Source organism: Muribaculum gordoncarteri, from assembly GCF_004803695.1.
Taxonomy (GTDB): domain Bacteria; phylum Bacteroidota; class Bacteroidia; order Bacteroidales; family Muribaculaceae; genus Muribaculum; species Muribaculum gordoncarteri.
The window spans coordinates 1,191,140-1,209,121 of the sequence record NZ_CP039393.1; the positions used below are offsets into that span (position 1 = coordinate 1,191,140).

Annotated in this window: 18 protein-coding genes; 6 read left to right on the forward strand and 12 right to left on the reverse strand. The window is 46.9% G+C overall.

The genetic code is table 11. From position 1 onward, the window contains the following. On the reverse strand, positions 1-1,389 hold the full coding sequence (locus E7746_RS05180; protein ID WP_136410074.1) for an MATE family efflux transporter: 1,389 nt from the start codon (positions 1,387-1,389) through the stop codon (positions 1-3). A gap of 93 nt (positions 1,390-1,482) precedes the next feature. Here E7746_RS05180 and E7746_RS05185 point away from each other — a divergent pair, with 93 nt between their 5' ends. Continuing rightward, on the forward strand, positions 1,483-2,121 hold the full coding sequence (locus tag E7746_RS05185) for an HAD family hydrolase (protein WP_136410075.1): 639 nt from the start codon (positions 1,483-1,485) through the stop codon (positions 2,119-2,121). Between the two features lie 8 nt (positions 2,122-2,129). On the opposite strand, the gene nadC is transcribed toward E7746_RS05185, so the two are convergent. Next, positions 2,130-2,975, reverse strand: a complete 846-nt coding sequence (gene nadC, locus E7746_RS05190) for a carboxylating nicotinate-nucleotide diphosphorylase (RefSeq protein WP_123396631.1) — start codon at positions 2,973-2,975, stop codon at positions 2,130-2,132. A gap of 186 nt (positions 2,976-3,161) precedes the next feature. On the opposite strand from nadC, the gene rlmH reads away from it, so the two are divergent. After that, positions 3,162-3,635 (forward strand): 23S rRNA (pseudouridine(1915)-N(3))-methyltransferase RlmH, encoded by a 474-nt coding sequence (gene rlmH, locus E7746_RS05195; RefSeq protein WP_123396632.1) that lies wholly within the window; start codon positions 3,162-3,164, stop codon positions 3,633-3,635. On the opposite strand, the gene hemW is transcribed toward rlmH, so the two are convergent. The 7 genes from hemW to tsaB (E7746_RS05230) all read right to left on the reverse strand — a co-directional run bounded on the left by hemW (position 3,632) and on the right by tsaB (E7746_RS05230) (position 12,994). Next, positions 3,632-4,741, reverse strand: coding sequence for a radical SAM family heme chaperone HemW (gene hemW, locus E7746_RS05200; protein WP_238337338.1), 1,110 nt, complete (start codon positions 4,739-4,741; stop codon positions 3,632-3,634). The two genes, rlmH and hemW, sit on opposite strands and share 4 nt — an antisense overlap. Beyond that, a complete protein-coding gene (locus E7746_RS05205) occupies positions 4,741-7,725 on the reverse strand; it encodes a PD-(D/E)XK nuclease family protein (RefSeq protein ID WP_136410077.1) in 2,985 nt (994 codons plus the stop codon). The genes hemW and E7746_RS05205 overlap by 1 nt, the downstream gene beginning before the upstream one ends. Positions 7,726-7,739: 14 nt before the next feature. Next, positions 7,740-8,867: a DNA polymerase III subunit gene (locus tag E7746_RS05210; protein ID WP_136410078.1), complete on the reverse strand. Its 1,128-nt coding sequence runs from the start codon at positions 8,865-8,867 to the stop codon at positions 7,740-7,742. A 25-nt stretch (positions 8,868-8,892) separates the two neighbouring features. Further along, positions 8,893-9,849, reverse strand: a complete 957-nt coding sequence (gene metF, locus E7746_RS05215; RefSeq protein ID WP_136410079.1) for a methylenetetrahydrofolate reductase [NAD(P)H] — start codon at positions 9,847-9,849, stop codon at positions 8,893-8,895. 15 nt (positions 9,850-9,864) lie between these two features. Continuing rightward, positions 9,865-10,560 (reverse strand): tRNA (adenosine(37)-N6)-threonylcarbamoyltransferase complex dimerization subunit type 1 TsaB, encoded by a 696-nt coding sequence (gene tsaB, locus E7746_RS05220; protein ID WP_123396637.1) that lies wholly within the window; start codon positions 10,558-10,560, stop codon positions 9,865-9,867. A 173-nt stretch (positions 10,561-10,733) separates the two neighbouring features. Next, positions 10,734-12,539: an IS1634 family transposase gene (locus E7746_RS05225; protein WP_107681949.1), complete on the reverse strand. Its 1,806-nt coding sequence runs from the start codon at positions 12,537-12,539 to the stop codon at positions 10,734-10,736. Between the two features lie 104 nt (positions 12,540-12,643). After that, complete coding sequence (gene tsaB / locus E7746_RS05230; protein WP_136410080.1) at positions 12,644-12,994, reverse strand: tRNA (adenosine(37)-N6)-threonylcarbamoyltransferase complex dimerization subunit type 1 TsaB; 351 nt, start codon at positions 12,992-12,994, stop codon at positions 12,644-12,646. Between the two features lie 88 nt (positions 12,995-13,082). Here tsaB (E7746_RS05230) and E7746_RS05235 point away from each other — a divergent pair, with 88 nt between their 5' ends. Genes E7746_RS05235 through E7746_RS05250 form a run of 4 tightly spaced genes read left to right on the forward strand, consistent with a single transcriptional unit; the run spans position 13,083 to position 15,643 of the window. Beyond that, entirely contained in the window at positions 13,083-13,958 is an 876-nt protein-coding gene (locus tag E7746_RS05235) for a YicC/YloC family endoribonuclease (protein ID WP_136410081.1), read from the forward strand. An 11-nt stretch (positions 13,959-13,969) separates the two neighbouring features. Further along, positions 13,970-14,539: a guanylate kinase gene (gene gmk, locus E7746_RS05240; protein WP_136410082.1), complete on the forward strand. Its 570-nt coding sequence runs from the start codon at positions 13,970-13,972 to the stop codon at positions 14,537-14,539. Then, the gene (gene nadD, locus E7746_RS05245) at positions 14,536-15,141 is read left to right on the forward strand and encodes a nicotinate (nicotinamide) nucleotide adenylyltransferase (protein ID WP_136410083.1); all 606 of its coding nucleotides are present in this window, start codon (positions 14,536-14,538) and stop codon (positions 15,139-15,141) included. The genes gmk and nadD overlap by 4 nt, the downstream gene beginning before the upstream one ends. Then, positions 15,113-15,643, forward strand: coding sequence for a DUF5063 domain-containing protein (locus E7746_RS05250; protein ID WP_136410084.1), 531 nt, complete (start codon positions 15,113-15,115; stop codon positions 15,641-15,643). The genes nadD and E7746_RS05250 overlap by 29 nt, the downstream gene beginning before the upstream one ends. A 9-nt stretch (positions 15,644-15,652) precedes the next feature. Here the strand turns inward: E7746_RS05250 and E7746_RS05255 are convergent, their stop codons facing one another. The 3 genes from E7746_RS05255 to E7746_RS05265 all read right to left on the reverse strand — a co-directional run bounded on the left by E7746_RS05255 (position 15,653) and on the right by E7746_RS05265 (position 17,932). After that, positions 15,653-16,027 carry a YccF domain-containing protein gene (locus tag E7746_RS05255; RefSeq protein ID WP_123396642.1) on the reverse strand — a complete coding sequence of 125 codons (375 nt, stop codon included), beginning with the start codon at positions 16,025-16,027 and terminating at the stop codon, positions 15,653-15,655. A gap of 459 nt (positions 16,028-16,486) precedes the next feature. Next, complete coding sequence (locus E7746_RS05260; protein WP_238337339.1) at positions 16,487-17,548, reverse strand: family 43 glycosylhydrolase; 1,062 nt, start codon at positions 17,546-17,548, stop codon at positions 16,487-16,489. A 132-nt stretch (positions 17,549-17,680) separates the two neighbouring features. Then, positions 17,681-17,932: a hypothetical protein gene (locus tag E7746_RS05265; protein WP_136410085.1), complete on the reverse strand. Its 252-nt coding sequence runs from the start codon at positions 17,930-17,932 to the stop codon at positions 17,681-17,683. Between the last annotated feature and the right edge of the window lie 50 nt (positions 17,933-17,982).

A 17,982-nucleotide genomic window follows, 5' to 3' on the forward strand; every position in this document is an offset into this window, starting at 1 on the left:
TTATACAGCCTGTTCTATTGGTTTTATATTCAAGAAACGCTTGTTAAGTATTCTGATTTCAATAATCAGCGTTACGATTGCGGTTACAAATGCTACCAGGTCGGAGCCGCACATGCTTGCCCACACACCGTCAATGCCGTAATACTTTGGAAGTATTATAAGGAATGGTATGAGGAATAGCAATTGTCGGGTCAGCGACAGGAATATCGACAGTTTCGGCTTTCCGATTGACTGAAAGAAGTTTTGTATCACAATCTGGCATCCTACGACAGGATAGAATATGAAGTATATCCTGAATCCGTTACGTGCCATGTCGATAAGGGTGCGGTCCTTGGTGAAGAACGAACTGATTGTGTCGGGAAACGACTCGGTTACAGCAAATCCCACGACGGTTATCGCTATGCCTATCCATATTCCCATGTAGAGCGTGTTTTTAACACGGTCCCATTTGTTGGCTCCGAAATTGAATCCGAGTATAGGCTGCATGCCTTGCGTGACACCAAACACAATCATGACGAAAAACATCGTGGTGCGGTTGATTATTCCGTAAGCACCTACAGCAAGGTTGCCGTCGGCTCCGGCATAGTCAAGGAGTGACTTGTTGATAAACACTACGACAATGCAGGCGCATACATTCATCAGGAATGGCGACAGACCTATAGCGTATATGCGTTGTATTATGGTAGGTGTGAACCAGCGGTTGTTCATCTTGAAGTGGATGAAGCTGCTCTTTGACATGAAGTGAAACAGTACCCAGATGAATGCCGAGAATTGTCCGCATATAGTGGCAATTGCAGCGCCTGAAATGCCCCAGCCAAGTTTGAAAATGAAGATGGGGGCGAGTATGACATTTACAAGCACTGACAGCAGTGCCGATATCATGGCCTTCTTTGGATAGCCGGTAGCTCGCATCAGGTTGTTCAAGCCTATGAATACATAGGAAATCGGTGTACCGTAAAGTATTATTCTCATGAACTCCCTGGCATAGGGAATGGTTTCGGATGTTGCTCCGAAGAAAATCAATATATCGTCGAGGAATATAAGAGTGAGTCCTCCGAACAGTATCGAATGAATAAGACACAGCACCATTACATTGTTGACGACATCGGTTGCACGTGATTCGTTTTTCTGTCCGATGAATATTGAGCTTATCGTGGCGCCACCAACGGCAATCAGCGTACAGAATGCAACGACAAGATTCATCAATGGAAATGTGATGGCAAGTCCGGCTATGGCCATTGGACCCACGCCTTGTCCTATGAATATACTGTCGACTATATTGTATAGCGATGTAGCCACGCTTGCAATGATTGCGGGCACGGAGTATTGAACCAAAAGCTTGCTTATGGATTTTGTTCCTAATGTAAGCGGACTCTCTATTTTAGCCATATACTAATTTTGGTTTTTGCAAAATTAACAAACAAAAGTGCAAGTGAGAGATGTTTTCATATTAAATTTGCATAAAATAATATTTAAGATATAATGAAGAGAAGAGGTGTTTTGTTTGACCTTGACGGCGTTTTGATTGACAGTGAACGCTTATATAGTGAATTTTACGACGGTATAGCCGAGTTATATGATACCGGTGAGGAGAATTTCTCCCTTGCCATAAAAGGTTCTACCATAGAGAAGATTCTTGCCAAGTATTTCCCGTCACCTGAGGCGAGTGCCGATGTGCTTGAGCGTATAAACCGGTTTGAGGCCGAGATGCAATATCCTATATGCGAGGGAGTCATTGAGTTTATAACTGAACTCAAGAACCGCAACATCCCTATGGCCATCGTGACAAGCAGCAGCGAGAATAAGATGCAGCGACTTTATGCACAGCATCCCGAACTCCCTGAATATTTTGATGCAATAGTTACCGGTTCCGATGTTACAAAGTCCAAGCCTGATCCTGAAAGTTACATCATAGGAGCTGAAAGCATAGGTTGCAATCCTGAGGATTGTTTTGTATTTGAGGACTCTATATCGGGTCTTGCTGCAGGTATGGCTTCCGGCGCCACTGTAATCGGTCTGGCCACTACGCTTCCTGCCGATATGCTTAAAGGCAAAGCCCACGAATTGATTGATGGTTTCGCAGGCTTTACCGTTGATGCAATGCTTTCAATCGTAAAATAGACGCTTTTTCAGCATGCCTTGAAACTCATGTCAAGGCCTTTGACTGAATGGGTGAGTGCGCCTACCGATATATAGTCGACGCCACATTCGGCATAGTCACGCAATGTGTCGTAGGTTATGCCGCCCGATGATTCGATTTCGGTGCGACCGTTAATCAGTTTCACAGCCTCGCGTGTACGCTCGGGAGTGAAATTGTCAAGCATTATGCGGTCGACACCGGCTTCAAGCGCTTGATTGATTTCGTCGGTGTTGCGCACTTCCAGCTCTATTTTCAGATCGCGTCCCGTTTCCTTAAGATATTTCTTTGCCGCATCTACGGCCTCCTTTATGCCTCCTGCAAAGTCGACATGGTTATCCTTTATAAGAATCATGTCAAACAATCCTATGCGGTGATTGCAGCCTCCGCCTATCTTTACGGCTTCTTTTTCCAGCATTCTCATGCCGGGTGTGGTTTTGCGGGTGTCAAGAACTTTGGTCTTAAGCCCTTTGAGCTTGTCCTGATAGCGTGCTGTAGTGGTTGCTATTCCACTCATTCGTTGCATTATGTTGAGCATGGTGCGCTCGGTCTGAAGCAGTGATCTTACCGATCCTTCAACCTCAAATGCTATGTCGCCCGGCTTTACTCGTGCTCCGTCCTCGATGAATACGGTCATCTTCAATGACGGATCGAATTTTTCAAATACTTTTCGTGCAATCTCTACACCAGCAAGCACTCCCGGCTCTTTTATTATAAGGCGCTGTTTGCCCATCTCATCGGCGGGAATAGTGCTGAGGGTGGTGTGGTCGCCGTCGCCTACATCCTCGGCGAATGACAGTGTCAGCAAATCATCAATCAGTTCATCTCTCGTTTTCATATCTTATATAATTTGTAACAATGCAAAATTACAAAAAATTCCTAAATAAAGGAGCGATAAGCACAAACTCCGGCCAATCGATGTAATCAATGATTCCGCAAATGATTAAATTTTTTCATTCGCGACATTATGGGGTGAAATATTGCATGATTTTGTTGTAATTTTGCGGTATAAACACTCCATGACATGAAAATAGAACTGATGGTTATAGGCAAGACTTCGGCGCGTTATTTGCAGGAAGGCATTGACAATTATGTCAAAAGGACCAATTATTATATGCCGTTTGACATCCGATATATTCCCGACATCAAGTCGACCAAGGCAATGACCGAGGAGAAGCAGAAGGAGAAGGAGGGCGAGCTTTTCCTTAATGCATTGACTCCCGGTGATGTGCTGGTGCTTTTGGATGAACGGGGAAAGGAGATGACTTCACGTGAATTTGCATCGTATATCGACCGCAAAAGCGTTACCGTGTCAAAGCGGCTTGTGTTTGTCGTCGGCGGCCCATACGGATTTTCTCCTGCAATGTATGAGAGGGCCGATGATAAGATTTCATTGTCCAAGATGACATTTTCGCATGAAATGGTGCGCTTGTTTTTCGTTGAGCAGACCTATCGTGCCATGACGATATTGCGTGGCGAGCCCTATCACCATGATTAGACTATGAGGTCGCGGAATATTGAATCGGATATCAATATTGCCGTTTCCGACAAGCTTAACGATTCATCGGTTTTTATGAGCCGACCGCCGGCGATGTACCGCTTTGCCGATGACAGCAGGTTTTCTACGGTATCGGAGCCGAAACGCAGTCGCATATCGTTGAGGTTGATTCCCTCGCGGGTACGCAATGCCGTTATTATATAGTCATTTAATATGTTTTCGGGCGACTCTTCTTCGACTTCATAGTATGTGTTTGTGCTGTTGATCGACTTTATATAATCTTTTATGCGGTTGCCGTTGGCGCGTCTTATCTTTCCATCAAAGCTGTGGGCCGATACGCCCACCCCTATGTAGGGGGTCATATTCCAATAGTTGCTGTTGTGGCGTGCGCGATGGCCCGGCTTGGCAAAGTTGGAAATTTCATAGTGCTCATATCCGTTTTTACGGAGTGAGTCGGTTAACAGGGCATACATCGACTCGATTGTTTCATCGGAGGCTTCGTTTACCTTGCCGCTTATAAGCTGCGCGTAGAGTCGTGTGCCGGGTTCGTATGACAGATTGTAGGCCGATATGTGAGTCAGTCCGTAACCGATGAGCTTGTTGAGTGAGTAGTTCCACGATTCAAGCGATTGTCCGGGAAGCCCGTATATCAGGTCGCCGCTTATTTCGGTTATACCTCCTGACTTCAGTGTCATCAATGCCTCCTCGGCTCGGGCCGCCGAGTGTCGTCGGTTTATTGCTTTAAGCTCGCTGTCGACAAGCGATTGAATCCCTATGCTTACGCGGTTTATGCCCATGCGGGTTATTGCGTCGACCCATTCAGGAGTTACATCCTCGGGATTGGCTTCAATGGTGAACTCTTCCAATACCGGATGGCCTAACGATTCAACCAGCCTTGACAATGTCGTCACGGGTAGTATTGAAGGTGTGCCTCCGCCTATATATACAGTGCTCAACGGCTCGTTGACTTCATCCTTGCGCAATCGGTATTCTCCGATGAGGGCTGTGACATAGTTTTCGACAGTTTCTATATTGGGTGTCGAACAGAAGTCGCAATAACTGCACTTTGAGTGGCAGTAGGGAATGTGTATGTATAGTCCGGCCATCAGTTTTCTACTGCTTGTCCGCATATAAGCTTGAACTTGCAATACTTGCAGGTGTCACTATGCGGATTGGGGGTGAATGGAATTTCGGGATTGAACAGGTCGCTCAGTTTCGCTGACAATCTCTTCTTGAACTCGTCGTTGTAAATCAGGTAGTCGGTCAACGGCTCTTTCGCTATCTTTACCGGTTGGATGCCGTTGATGCTGAATTGTCGGAAGCAATAGAGCATCGGTTGCAAAGGCCCGTGGTAATTGTTTTTTATCGCGTAGACATTGCTGTAGATGAATAGCTGGAGCACAGCTTTTGCGCGTTTGTTGCTGTCGGTTTTTTCAAACAGATTCACGAAATCCTTGACATCGGTATTGTCGCCGCCGGTTTTATAGTCCACTATGCGCACCCGTTCTATATTGTTGTCGACGATTCGGTCGATACGGTCGATAGTTGATGTGAGATTTACGGTTACTTCATCATTCAGCTTATAGGCGCAACGATATTTCTTTTCTCCCTCCACAAAGTAGAATGGAGTCCACTGTTTTTCAAGTTCAAACAGTTTCTTCATGAAATGCACTATTGTGCGGCCTATAACCAGTGCCTGACCGAATAACGGCGTGTCATTGACATATTCCGAATCGGGATTCGGCGAGCTGTTGGGGAGTTTGTTGTAAACTTCGTTGATTGAGCGTGTTATGAGCCTTTCGAGCTCCACCTTCTCGTTCATGAGCGAATCCAGCAGCTCGGAAGTGATTTTTATTTCCGGTTTGTCGCCTCGACAGCGCTTATACGACAACTCGGCTACACGATGGACTATGGTTCCCAACGTGCTTTCATCCATATAGTCGACGATATCGTCATCAATGTAGAGGTCACACACATATTGCAGATAGAATTGCAGGGGACAGTTTATGTAGCAGTTTATTGATGACGGCGACAGGTAACGCTTTTCATCGCTTGACGCGAGGTATCGGTTGATACGGCTCATTATGTCAGGTGACTTCTTTATCTCAAGCGGTTTGTTCCTGCCAGTGGCGGGTATGTCGAAAAATGCGTTGCGATGACGCACATTCCCGTCGGGATATAGATAAAGGAGCTGATACAGGTAGCGTGACATTTCGCTGCTGCGGGCTCCGGTTGTGCGTGCGTCATATAACAACGTTACGTGCGACGCTCTCGAAATCAAGCGATAGAAGTAGTAGGAGTATATGCACTCCTGAAACTCGATGGTGGCCATGCCGTAGCATCGCCTCAACAGATCGGGAATGAACGATCGTGTATAGTGCTTGCGCGGAAATATGCGCTCGTTCATCGACGGAATTATGATGTTGTCAAAGTCAAGTGCACGGGTTTCGAGTACACCCATGATTTGCAGTCCGTTCAACGGTTCTCCTATGAAGTTTACACTTTCCCCCGAAACTGTCCTTTCAATCAGATGAAAGAATGTGTTCTCCTTCATCGTTATGTTGTATTTTGCGGCAACTCGTGCGAGTTGTTCCACCGATTGCCTGTAACGTGTCAGGAATCCGTGCTCGAGTGCATGCCGCTCCTTGTCGTCGGCTGTATGCTGTAGTCCATCATCGATAAACTGAATCAATGACAATGTGTATTCAAACACTTTACCGGCCTCTTTCAGGTCATCGACAGGATAAAATATTGTCGACAGTTCGGGGAAACGCTCTCTGATGTCCTTTGCCGGTGCTGTAAACAGTCGATTGACATTCAGATACTCCTTTATCGCCTCACAACTCTTGCCGGCTATCGCTGTCAGGAGGGAGTGAGATATGACATCTTTTATGTCCTCATGGAAAAAACACCATTCGCCGCGTATTTTCTTGGCGCGCAGGTGCATCGACACGATGTTGCGCAACAATGCCGCCATGGGAGTAAGTTTTAAAGGATAACCCATGGTGATGTTGACTGAGGTGTAAACCGGAGGCAATGAGTGCAGCAACTCGATAAACAGCTCCTCCGAAGGCAGCACAACGGCGGTGTCGATAGCGTTGGCGGGATTTGACACTGTGCCATCGGCAGCCATGTGTTCAAGCATACGCCCAATGAGCTTCACCTGACCCACATTTGACGGAACACCGACGATCTCTATTTCGGGCAGTGTCGTGACTGGCTCCTGATTCAGGTCGTAGCGTGACGGGAATTTCTTGATGTATTTTTTTACGAAGTGTACCGCTGAGTTGGTTTCGCGGATGAATTCGGGGAAGTTAAGGTCCCAATAGAAATCGGCGATTCCGAGATTCCGCAGGCGCTCGAATATTTTTACCTCAGCAATCGACAGAACATTGAATCCCACGATGACTACACGGGAGTAGGGGATGTCGTCGCGGGTAAGGTGCTTGAGATTATCGGCGGCTTCACGATATTGCATACCTGAATAGCATAGTCCGCGATTGGCAAGGCTTGTCCGGAAGTTGTCGTAAAGCGGAGCCAGCACCTGCCACAGCTTCATGAAATCGTCACGATTCTTGTGAGGCTCTCCGTCATTTGTGACATGAGTCCAGAATCGTTCGCTTGAACCGAGAGGCAGGTTTTCACCCCAATATTCGTTTATTATCTGCTTTTGCTCATCGGTTAGATAGTCGGAGTTTATCTCTTTGAGATGCTTGACATTGGCAAACAGCTCGTGTGCGTCGACCATGTATTTGTCAACATCGTTGAAATCATTGATGAGCATATCGCCCCAGAACACGAAACGGTCAAAATCCTCAATCTCATCGGTCAGCCGGTTGTATTCATTGTAGAGCGTGAAGAGGAGGTCGTAACGTGACGCCTCTATCTTATCGGAAAATTCGGCGATGAAATCACTGATTGTCGTTACTTCAGGTTCAATCATCGGTTGTCCGGCAGGGGTGTGCTCGGTCAGGAATTTGCGAAAGAATGTACCGCTACGCTTATTGGGAAATATGAAGCAATAGTCGAGCATTGCGTCACTTTCGCGGGCGCAATACACTTGTGCTATTTTACTCAGGAACGATTGCATTTTGGGGTCGAGGCTCAACGTTTAAGCAGCAGAATCATCTTTATGGCAAGGTCAAACATCACAATCTTGCCGTTGCCGTTTCCGGCAATGTCCTTGGAGGCGTTGTCAAGTTCAGTCACAATGTCGATTACATTGCGCTCGTTGATGAACCGGGCGAAATTCTTGCTGAATGAGGCCTCCTCGCGATTCAGATAGTTGAGCTGCGGAACGTTGAGATTGTAAATGAAATTCTCGCGTATAAGCCGTTGGCAATAGTCCAAAAACCGCAACTCCTGTTCGCGACCGAGCGATGCTACATCGGTGGCCCATGCTTTAAGCTCCTTGACATGGCGCTGATAGGATTGGCGCATGAGTTCCATGAAGAGTTCAAGGAACCGATGACTCTCCTTGCTTAGGCTTATGCTGTTGATTGCCTTTATCATGTTGCCTTCGGCATTGTGGGCGAGAGCCATTGCATCGGTTTCATCGATTGAGTAACGCGTTATGAGGCTGTTGGCTATCACATCGTCGGGCAGGCGCTTAAGCTCTATTCGCTGTGTGCGTGAATATATCGTGGGGAGTATCGCTTTGGCATTATTGCTGACCATGATGAAGAGAGTATCGCCAAACGGCTCTTCGATTTGCTTCAGCAGCTTGTTGGAAGCGTCGACATTGAGTCGTTCAGGCAACCACAGCAGCACTACCTTGTAGCGTGCCCTGTGAGCCGTGAAGCTCAACTTGTGGACAAGTTGCTCACTTTCGCTTACATAGATGGCGGGCTGTGCATTGGGCGAGTCGAGCGACACAAGCCATTGCTGGAAATCCATGTAGGGATTGTCACGCAGGAAATCACGCCATTCGCCTATGTAGTCGTCCGAAACTACGGCTCCGCTGCTGTTTTTGCGCTTTACGACAGGAAATACGAAGTGAGTGTCGATGTGGTTGAATGACTGATGTTGCAGGCAAGCGGCACACTTTCCGCAACTGTCACCGTCGATGCGGTTTTCGCAGTGTATGTATTGTGCGGCAGCACGTGCCAACGCAAACTTACCTATTCCCGCAGGGCCTTCAAGGAGCAGTGCGTGAGGTATGCGATTGTTGTCAATCATGTCGCGAAGGCGTTGCTTTGCTGATTCGTGTGACGGTATGTCGCTGAATTTCATCGTTGGTATCGTTAGGAGAGATCGGTTAATATATGGAAGCTGCCACGCGCTCCACGCTTCGGGTCGAGTTGAGCGAGTAGAAATGGATGCTCGGAACGCCGTGAGCCATTAAGTCGAGGCACTGGGCCTTGCACCATTCCACACCTACTTCCTTGGCATCGTTGTCGTCCTTGCATTTCATAAGTTCCGACACAAGTTGCATGGGCATGTCGACATGGAATACCTTGGGAAGGATGTTGAGCTGCCCGATTGTGGTGATGGGACGCAGTCCCGGGATTATGGGCACGTTTATTCCGGCTTTGCGACAGCGGTCGACAAAGTCGTAATACTTTGAGTTATCGAAAAACATTTGCGTCACCACATATTCGGCTCCGTTGTCGATCTTCTGTTTCAGATAGGCTATATCCATGTCGAGATTGGGCGACTCGTCATGCTTTTCGGGATAGCCGGCCACGCCGTAACTGAATGTTTCGCCGGTTATGATGTCCATTTTGGTTCCGTCGATGAAATAGCCACGGTTGAATTCATTTATCTGAAGCTGCAACTCCGATGCGTGGGAATATCCGTTTTCATTGGGAATGAAGCGGCTTTCATGCTTGGCCTTGTCGCCACGGAGAATCAATATATTGGTTATGCCGAGAAAATTAAGGTCAATCAAGGCATATTCGGTTTCGATTTTGGAAAATCCGCTGCATATAATGTGGGGTACGGCCGGTATGTTGTATTTCTGTTGTATGGCCGCGGCCACAGCCACAGTCCCGGGACGGCTTCGCTCGCTGACTTTCTGGTAGAGTCCGTCGGGCGTATTTTTATATACCATCTCGCTGCGGTGGGTGGTTATGTTTATAAACAGAGGGTTGAACTCCTTGAGAATGTCGATGTTGCGAAACAGTTGTGCTATGCCTTTGCCTTTCAAGGGCGGAAGCACTTCAAAGGAGAATCCCGTCTTACCATGTGACGCGATTAGTTCGGTAACTTTCATTGATGAATGATTTTATTACAAGCCTAATTTTGATTTTGGCACGGTCGCCTGAAATTCCTTCAGATATTCAGGGGTGGAATAGGCGAGATCAAGGAAGTCGCTGCGCATGAAAGCCCTGTCGGCTAGAGCCATCATTGATGATGCGAGAGGTTTTACTCCCTTGACAAAGGAGGCATTGGGGTGGTTGATTACATCACGCGCTTTGTCGCTTCCGTTGCCGAAAAATACCACGGGACCGCGATTTAGATATTCAATATAGCTGTCATTGTCGAGAATCAACGGACGGGGCGACATGAGTGCCTCAAGAGCGTAGTCGTAGACTGCTGTATAGACCTCCATTCGACGGGCATCGATCATGGGAGCAAACATAACGTTCTCGTCGTAAAATTCACGGAACATGACATCGGCAGTCAACAGCTGCAAAGTGCTTACGCCGATAAGAGGCAAATCGAGCGCGTAGGCAAGACCTTTGGCTTCGGAAAGACCGATGCGCAATCCCGTATAGCTGCCCGGACCGATGCTCACGGCAATCGCCTCAAGCTTTATGTCGTTGAACTTTGCCTGGTCGAGAGCGTCCTTTATGAAGCCGCTCAGCATGGTTGCATGATTATGTCCCGACTCATCGTCACGCTGCATGACAACGAGTCCGTTGTAGGTGAGAGCAACCGAACACACATCGGTTGAAGTTTCAATATTTATTATGGCTGCCATTGTCTGAAAGAAAAATTTACTTACAAAGGTACGATTTATTCTGCTAATACGGGGATTATTTGTAAATTTCCCATCTTTTACAGTCCAAAAACGAGCAAACCCTTTTGTACATTGGCGTGAAGCCATGTGCAAAAGGGTCTATATATGTAGCACTGGAATGGGGTTATCTATATTTAACCTTTTTTAATATTAGCAATAATCTGTTTGATTTTCTGACGAGTAACAATCTCGGTGTCGAGTCTGAAGCCGGCTTTGGCATGTAGGTCATCGGTAAGATCATCCCGTGTGAAGTTAGGCTTGTAGCCTTCTCCCTTGACTATGTTCATAGTCATTGACCGTAGTTTCTCAATTATAGCGGAGGATGTGTATTTATAGTTCAGTTCCTTTTCCATTATTCTGAAGAGCAGTAGTGTGATAAAGCAGACAATGAAGTGGGCCCTTATGTGTTCCGCCGTCCAGACGAAGACGGGTCGACCCTTGAAGTCAGTCTTGATGACCCTGAAGGCATCCTCCGACTCCCAGCGGTTATGGTTCAGTTCGATGATTTTCGTCACATTGTCAGACAGATCCGTACATATCGCATAGAAGCCGTCATATTTTTCTTCTTCTGATATGGCGTCAAGATTCAGGGAGACGGTTCTGAATACCGCAACCTCGCCGTCTTCTGTGGCGTAGGTCTCGGAAAGGAACCTGTCAGGGCTCTTATAAGATTTGGTCAATGTCCTGTTTCCACGTGCATTGCTGTCAGCCTTGTCAATCTCGCGTTGACGCAGGAATCGGAGGTAGTCGCGGTATTTGTATGAAAATGTCACAATCAATCTTTGAGAGAACTTTGTCTTTTCATTGACAATCCAACGCTCGCGATAAAAAGTGCGGTCTCCGTAATAACGGGCAGTATCGGCATCAGTCAGGTCAAACTCCAGTTCATCCTCGTCTGCATCCCGGTACCGCTTGTCTTTTTGTACCGTGTCGGACTTTACAAGTTTCCATCCTGTCGGTTCCAGACACCAGTCCCTGAGATTATCCTCCAGTTTCTTTATTGACTGCACCGTTATGAATGATCTTTCTGCTGTGGAGTTATATGACCGGTTGCCTTCAGAAGAGAGACCTCCGTCTGTACAGACTACAATCTTGCTGACCCCCATCTTCTCAACTATAATCTTTTCAGTTGGAATCAAGGTAGTCTGTTCGTTGGCATTGCCGGGATTGATGCACATCGCAACCGGCATGCCGGAGTTGTCGATGAACATACCCATCTGTACGATGGGGTTCGGTCGATGTTCCTTGGAGACTCCGTACTTGCGTATACGTTCATGAACGTTCCCTTTTTTGTCTGTCACATAGTCCGGATCGGCAGATTCTCTCTCGAAAAAATAGTTGGTGCAGTCATAGTACATGACGGTCGTATCCCGTTCGACAACCTTTGACGAATTAAGGAAAAGTCTCTTCTGGATGTATTCACCGTGTCTGTCCAGGATATCCAGACTCCTGTAGATATGCTGTTTTTCTATATCAAAAGGCTCGATATAGCTTCCGCTCCTGCGATAATTACCTAGTTTTGAAGCCGGTCTCAAAAGCCGTTCGTAGACCATCAGCTCCAGAACTTTGTTGAAATCGAAGTCGAACTTATGTTTACGTGAGATTGCCTCGCATATCCTGTCCATCCCGACCTTATGGTACAGCCGTTTAAGAAACAGATATCCGCTCTCGCAACTCTGAGCCTCGCCTTTTTCAATAAGCTTTGTGGGCGACAGACGTGATATTATCACCTGCCGGCCCTCCTTCTCCTGTGCCGTAAGCCTGGCGATATATTCCCTGGCCCATTCAACAGGATCTCTGTCTCCGCATCTCTGACGAACTTCCTCAAGCGTTCCAAGGCGCTCATGGATTCTTGAGGTACTTTTGCCGTTCTTGTCCCTGTATGCCTTCTGTACATAAAGGATGGAAGTCTTTTTTGTCTTGGTTATTTTCAGCTTCATATTATGCCGCCCTGCCGTTGATTGCTACACAGTGCTACAAAGATAGTAATAAAATTTGACACGTGCAAGCGTGCCAGCAAAAAAGATTCATGAAAATGCAACTGTCAAACTACCGCGTTCTCGTCGTAAAATTCACGGAACATGACATCGGCAGTCAACAGCTGCAAAGTGCTTACGCCGATAAGAGGCAAATCGAGCGCGTAGGCAAGACCTTTGGCTTCGGAAAGACCGATGCGCAATCCCGTATAGCTGCCCGGACCGATGCTCACGGCAATCGCCTCAAGCTTTATGTCGTTGAACTTTGCCTGGTCGAGAGCGTCCTTTATGAAGCCGCTCAGCATGGTTGCATGATTATGTCCCGACTCATCGTCACGCTGCATGACAACGAGTCCGTTGTAGGTGAGAGCAACCGAACACACATCGGTTGAAGTTTCAATATTTATTATGGCTGCCATTGTCTGAAAGAAAAATTTACTTACAAAGGTACGATTTATTCTGCTAATACGGGGATTATTTGTAAATTTGTGGAAAATATATTAGAGTATGTTATTATCGATGACAGGATTTGGCAAATCGGTTGTCACAATCCCTAACAAGAAAATCACAGTTGAAATCAAGTCGTTAAACAGCAAGCAGCTGGATATATCAGCGCGAGTTCCGGCAATATTCCGGGAAAAGGAGCTGGAACTGCGCAACCTGATAGCCTCTGTTGTCGAGCGTGGAAAGGTTGATTTCCAGATATATTCGGAATCAATAGGCGCGGAAACCACCGTGTCATTGAACATTCCTCTTATGGCTGCATACAAGGCTCAGGTCGAAGAGATGGCGCGTCAGCTCGGTATACCTTGGCCCGATGACTGGTACGGCGTGCTTTTGCGTTTCCCTGAAACGGTCAAGAGCGAGCTTCCTGCGGCTTTGACCGACGAGGAGTCGGAAGCGTTGTTCAACGCAACCCGTGAGGCCATTGACGGACTTATGCAGTTCCGAGCCAAGGAGGGCAAAAAACTTGAAGAGTTCTTTACCAAGAAAATCAGCAACATACGCGAGCTGTTGTCATCGGTCGACCCCTACGAAAAAGAGCGTGTCGTGAAGATACGCGCACGCATTGAGGAGAACCTGTCAAAAATCGATTCCGTGACATTCGACAAGAACCGATTGGAACAAGAGATGATTTTCTATATCGAGAAGCTTGACATAAACGAAGAGAAACAGCGCCTTGCCCAGCATCTTAATTACTTCATGGAAACGATGGAGCATGGCAACGGTCAAGGAAAGAAACTCGGATTCATCAGTCAGGAGATGGGACGAGAGATAAATACTCTCGGCTCAAAATCCAATCATGCCGAGCTTCAGAAGATCGTCGTAAAGATGAAGGACGAACTTGAACAGATAAAGGAACAGGTACTTAACGTGATGTAATCGATTACGACATGGACGGTAAGATCATAATCGTTTCAGCTCCTTCGGGATGTGGCAAGTCGACAATCATAAACGCCCTGCTTGAGCGTGGCGACATCGACATGCAGTTCTCAATATCGGCGACGAGCCGACAGCCTCGTGAAGGTGAGGTTCACGGCGTGAACTACTACTTCCTTACCGAGGAGGAGTTTCGCAATCGCATAAACCTCGGTCACTTCGTGGAGTGGGAGGAGGTATATGCCGGACGATATTACGGAACATTGAAGAGCGAAATCGACCGAATCATTGCAGGAGGACACAATGTAGTGCTCGATATAGATGTCAAGGGCGCGATGAACGTGAAGTCGATATACGGCGACCGCGCTTTGTCGCTGTTCATCATGCCTCCGTCGATAGAGGAGTTGCGTCGTCGTCTTGAATCACGTGCCACCGATGCTCCCGAGGTCATCGACGAACGTGTCGCCAAGGCCGCTTATGAGCTCACGTTTGCTCCGCGATATGATGCCAAGGTGGTCAACGATGAGCTGGCTACTGCCATCGATGAAACTCATGATGTAATAGCCGAATTCCTTGCAAAGTGACTCGTCGTGTTATAGGCATATTGGGCGGTTCGTTCAATCCTGTGCATAACGGGCACCTGATGCTTGCATCATATATAGCTCAGTTCGGACCGGTCGACGAGGTGTGGTTGAACCTATCGCCGCAGAATCCATTTAAGGAACAATCGGAGCTGCTTGACGACCGTCATCGTCTGGCAATGCTCGACAAGGCTGTCAACGGCTCAACTACGGTTAAGGTGTGTGACGTGGAGTTGTCCTTGCCTCAGCCGTCCTACACGATAAACACCATGGAGAAACTCGAATCGATGTATCCCGATTGCGATTTCCGTATAATAATAGGCAGCGACAACTGGCCGCGTTTCCCCGAATGGCGCGATAGCGAAGCTCTTATCGAGCGATACGGACTTATCGTATATCCGCGTCGCGATTATCCGTTACCCGACATTGTTCCCGATAACGTGACGGTTGTAGATGCTCCGATGGTGGATATTTCATCGACATTCATAAGAGAATGCATAGCCGAGGGGCGTGACATGAACTTTTTTATGCCTCCGCAGGTATATGAATATATAGAACGAAACAAACTCTACAAAAATGATGGAAAGCAGTACGGTATTGAATAATAATTCTCTTGCCTTCATAGGGCTGTGCAATGAATATTGCCAGACTCTTGAATCGGCTCGTGAAACGGAGTGTGACGATTTCATCGCCGCCATGTTGCGGTTGCTCCCTCGCATCTACATCACGGCAAGCGACCTCAAGATAGATGATTTGGGTCTGGAGGAGCCTTATATCGACGGTCGACTTGATGAGGATTATTATGATTCAATAAGACGAAGCATCGAGAATCTTCTCGGACCCGATGACACCTATCTTGAAGTTTTTGAAGAGGATATGAAGTATTCCGACACGCCTATCGCGGCATCGGTTTCGGAAGGTCTTGCCGATATATTCCAAGTACTCTACAATTTCCTTGAGGCGATAAAGGATGTGCCCAATGAATTGATTGATCAGGCATTGATTGCCGTCAAGGATGACTTCCAGTCCTATTGGAGCCGAATACTGTGCAATGTGATGAGAGCGTTGAATCACATTCGCTACAACGCTTTCAACGAGCGTGATTAAGAGCCGGCTCTAATAGTTGATTATTGTCTTTCCGAACGGAGTGAATGCGAGTCCTGCAAGCTTGAAGTGCTGGATACCAAACGGTATGCCTATTATCGTTATGCAAAACAGCAGGCCGAATCCGAGGTGAGTCAATGCAATGGGAATGCCGCCCACAAACCACCATATAACATTCATGAGAAGACTTATGCAGCCGTTGGAAGTAGGCGATGATTCGACTCTGGTTCCGAAAGGAGTCAGTGCCACAAGCGCAAGTTTAAGTGTCTGAAGTCCGAACGGGATGCCGATAATTGTCAACATCATGGCTACGCTCGACACAATATATTCGATAGCAATCACAAAGCCTCCGAAAACAATCCAGATTATGTTAAGGAACAGATTCATTTTGATAATTTAAAGGTTAAAATTACAATAAGCTATTAAGCCAAAAACACAAATATAGCGAATAAAATTCATGTTGCAAGCAATATCGCGCAATAATTTGCATCACCGTTTTTATGACTTAAAAAGTTTGGAATATTCAACAATATCGCTTATCTTTGTGTTATAAGACAAAGGGCAAGAGAGTCCGAGATTGATTGAAATAAACTTATACCACATCAAAGTAGATTGGGAAACTCATCAATTACAAATGAAATACCGAGACAAGCTTAGCCGACTAATGGCGGGCCCCATCCGCTCCTTGGAGCGGAGGCTAATAACCCAGGCGGATTACAAAGGTTGGCGAGCACTCAAATCCTGTCATTCGGAGTTTCATCGCATCCTTTGATGTGGCTTTTATAAAAGTAAGCCGTTCGGGAATATCCCGAGCGGCTTATTTTTATCGATTATGGCTGTAACGTATTACTTTGTCACAATCCAGCCTTCCTTGTCAAATGCAAGAGGACGGATGAAGAGTTTTGCTCTTCCGTTCTGATCCTTCTCATAGGCATGTGAGATGAAGTAGGGTTGACCGTCAAATTCATAGGCTGCACAGTGTCCTACTCCGAAGTATGTGTCATCGGGGCCATAGAGATAGGAGCCTCCTCCGAGTTCCATGCGCTTGCCCTCCTTGTCGATATAGGGACCTTCGATGTTCTTGGAGCGTCCGTAGACGGTCTTGTAGGTCGAATTTTGTCCTCGGCAGCAGTAGTCGAAGCTTACAAATAGGTAGTAATAGTCGCCGTGCTTGAATATGAACGGAGCTTCAATGGCGTTTTCGCCGGCTTCGATCACGTTATTTCCCTCGGTGGTGAAATTTTCGGGGTTGTTCATCTCCTCGACAGTGACGGCACGATTGAGTCGTCGAGCTATTGTTACCGGCTTGTTTACCGGAGTGGTAAAGTCGTCTTTTGAGAGCTTTACAAGCTGTATGCCGTCCCAGAATGAGCCGAATGTGAGATAAGGAGTGCCGTTGTCGTCAACTATAAGGTTGGGGTCGATGGCGTTCCAATTATCCTGTTTGCGATGTGACGCTATGACCATTCCCTTGTCAATCCACTTGAAATCGGGTGAAGATGGGTCAAGTGTCCTGTTGACTGCATGTCCGATTGCGCTGCCGTTCTTGCCGAATGTAGAGCAGGAGTAGTAGAGGTGCCATTCATTGTTGTGGCGGCTTATGTCGGGAGCCCATGTGTGACCATGATAGCCCTTTACAGTGTCGACAGCCCATGCGGGAGCTTCTTTAAACACTGACGGCTCTATTTTCCACTCCTTCATGTCATCGCTCGACATGACTCCGACACCCATTCCGGTTGCGAAGATATAATAACGGCCGTCCTCTCCCTTGGCCATTACAGGATCGTGCACATCGGGATGCGTTGCATCAAATTGTGGACGGCGTGGTGCATTGTCGTCGGCCACAGCTTTGTTCTGTGACATGAGCGTACAAGCAACCAAAGCATAATAGATTAATGATTTGTTCATGAGTAAATACTGGTTTTGGTGGTATATCTGGTATTCTGCAAATTTAAGAATAAAGGATGAATCGAGCAATAATTGTGATGTCATTCTATCATAAACAAATAATCCCGGATGATTCCGGGATTATTGTTTTAGTCACATTTCAGGAAGTATCTTTACATTTCCTCCTGCATTTATTCGGTAACGCGCCGAAGTGCCTGTCGTTAGGTTTATAACCTTGAATACGTAGTCTTCGATATTCATTTCACTACGCACGCCGTCAAATGCGTTACGTATGGCTTCATCGACTGTGTGATAACCTGAACCTTGATAGGCATCAACCATGCCATTGTCATCATAGAGCTCTATGCGAATGTCGTCTATGGGCCTGATTCTGTTTTCCGTCATATATGTCATGCAGAGTTTATCGACCTGCTCCGGTCGTATTGTCAAGTCTA

What these genes read in the sequence shown, in the direction of transcription:
- E7746_RS05265 (WP_136410085.1), bottom strand. Translation starts at nt 17,932, where the DNA reads ATGACGGAAAACAGAATCAGGCCCATAGACGACATTCGCATAGAGCTC.
- E7746_RS05250 (WP_136410084.1), top strand. Translation starts at nt 15,113, where the DNA reads ATGATGGAAAGCAGTACGGTATTGAATAATAATTCTCTTGCCTTCATA.
- tsaB (WP_136410080.1), bottom strand. Translation starts at nt 12,994, where the DNA reads ATGGCAGCCATAATAAATATTGAAACTTCAACCGATGTGTGTTCGGTT.
- hemW (WP_238337338.1), bottom strand. Translation starts at nt 4,741, where the DNA reads ATGGCCGGACTATACATACACATTCCCTACTGCCACTCAAAGTGCAGT.
- E7746_RS05205 (WP_136410077.1), bottom strand. Translation starts at nt 7,725, where the DNA reads ATGCAATCGTTCCTGAGTAAAATAGCACAAGTGTATTGCGCCCGCGAA.
- E7746_RS05260 (WP_238337339.1), bottom strand. Translation starts at nt 17,548, where the DNA reads ATGAACAAATCATTAATCTATTATGCTTTGGTTGCTTGTACGCTCATG.
- tsaB (WP_123396637.1), bottom strand. Translation starts at nt 10,560, where the DNA reads ATGGCAGCCATAATAAATATTGAAACTTCAACCGATGTGTGTTCGGTT.
- E7746_RS05185 (WP_136410075.1), top strand. Translation starts at nt 1,483, where the DNA reads ATGAAGAGAAGAGGTGTTTTGTTTGACCTTGACGGCGTTTTGATTGAC.
- E7746_RS05210 (WP_136410078.1), bottom strand. Translation starts at nt 8,867, where the DNA reads ATGAAATTCAGCGACATACCGTCACACGAATCAGCAAAGCAACGCCTT.
- E7746_RS05235 (WP_136410081.1), top strand. Translation starts at nt 13,083, where the DNA reads ATGTTATTATCGATGACAGGATTTGGCAAATCGGTTGTCACAATCCCT.
- E7746_RS05255 (WP_123396642.1), bottom strand. Translation starts at nt 16,027, where the DNA reads ATGAATCTGTTCCTTAACATAATCTGGATTGTTTTCGGAGGCTTTGTG.
- nadC (WP_123396631.1), bottom strand. Translation starts at nt 2,975, where the DNA reads ATGAAAACGAGAGATGAACTGATTGATGATTTGCTGACACTGTCATTC.
- gmk (WP_136410082.1), top strand. Translation starts at nt 13,970, where the DNA reads ATGGACGGTAAGATCATAATCGTTTCAGCTCCTTCGGGATGTGGCAAG.
- rlmH (WP_123396632.1), top strand. Translation starts at nt 3,162, where the DNA reads ATGAAAATAGAACTGATGGTTATAGGCAAGACTTCGGCGCGTTATTTG.
- E7746_RS05180 (WP_136410074.1), bottom strand. Translation starts at nt 1,389, where the DNA reads ATGGCTAAAATAGAGAGTCCGCTTACATTAGGAACAAAATCCATAAGC.
- metF (WP_136410079.1), bottom strand. Translation starts at nt 9,849, where the DNA reads ATGAAAGTTACCGAACTAATCGCGTCACATGGTAAGACGGGATTCTCC.
- E7746_RS05225 (WP_107681949.1), bottom strand. Translation starts at nt 12,539, where the DNA reads ATGAAGCTGAAAATAACCAAGACAAAAAAGACTTCCATCCTTTATGTA.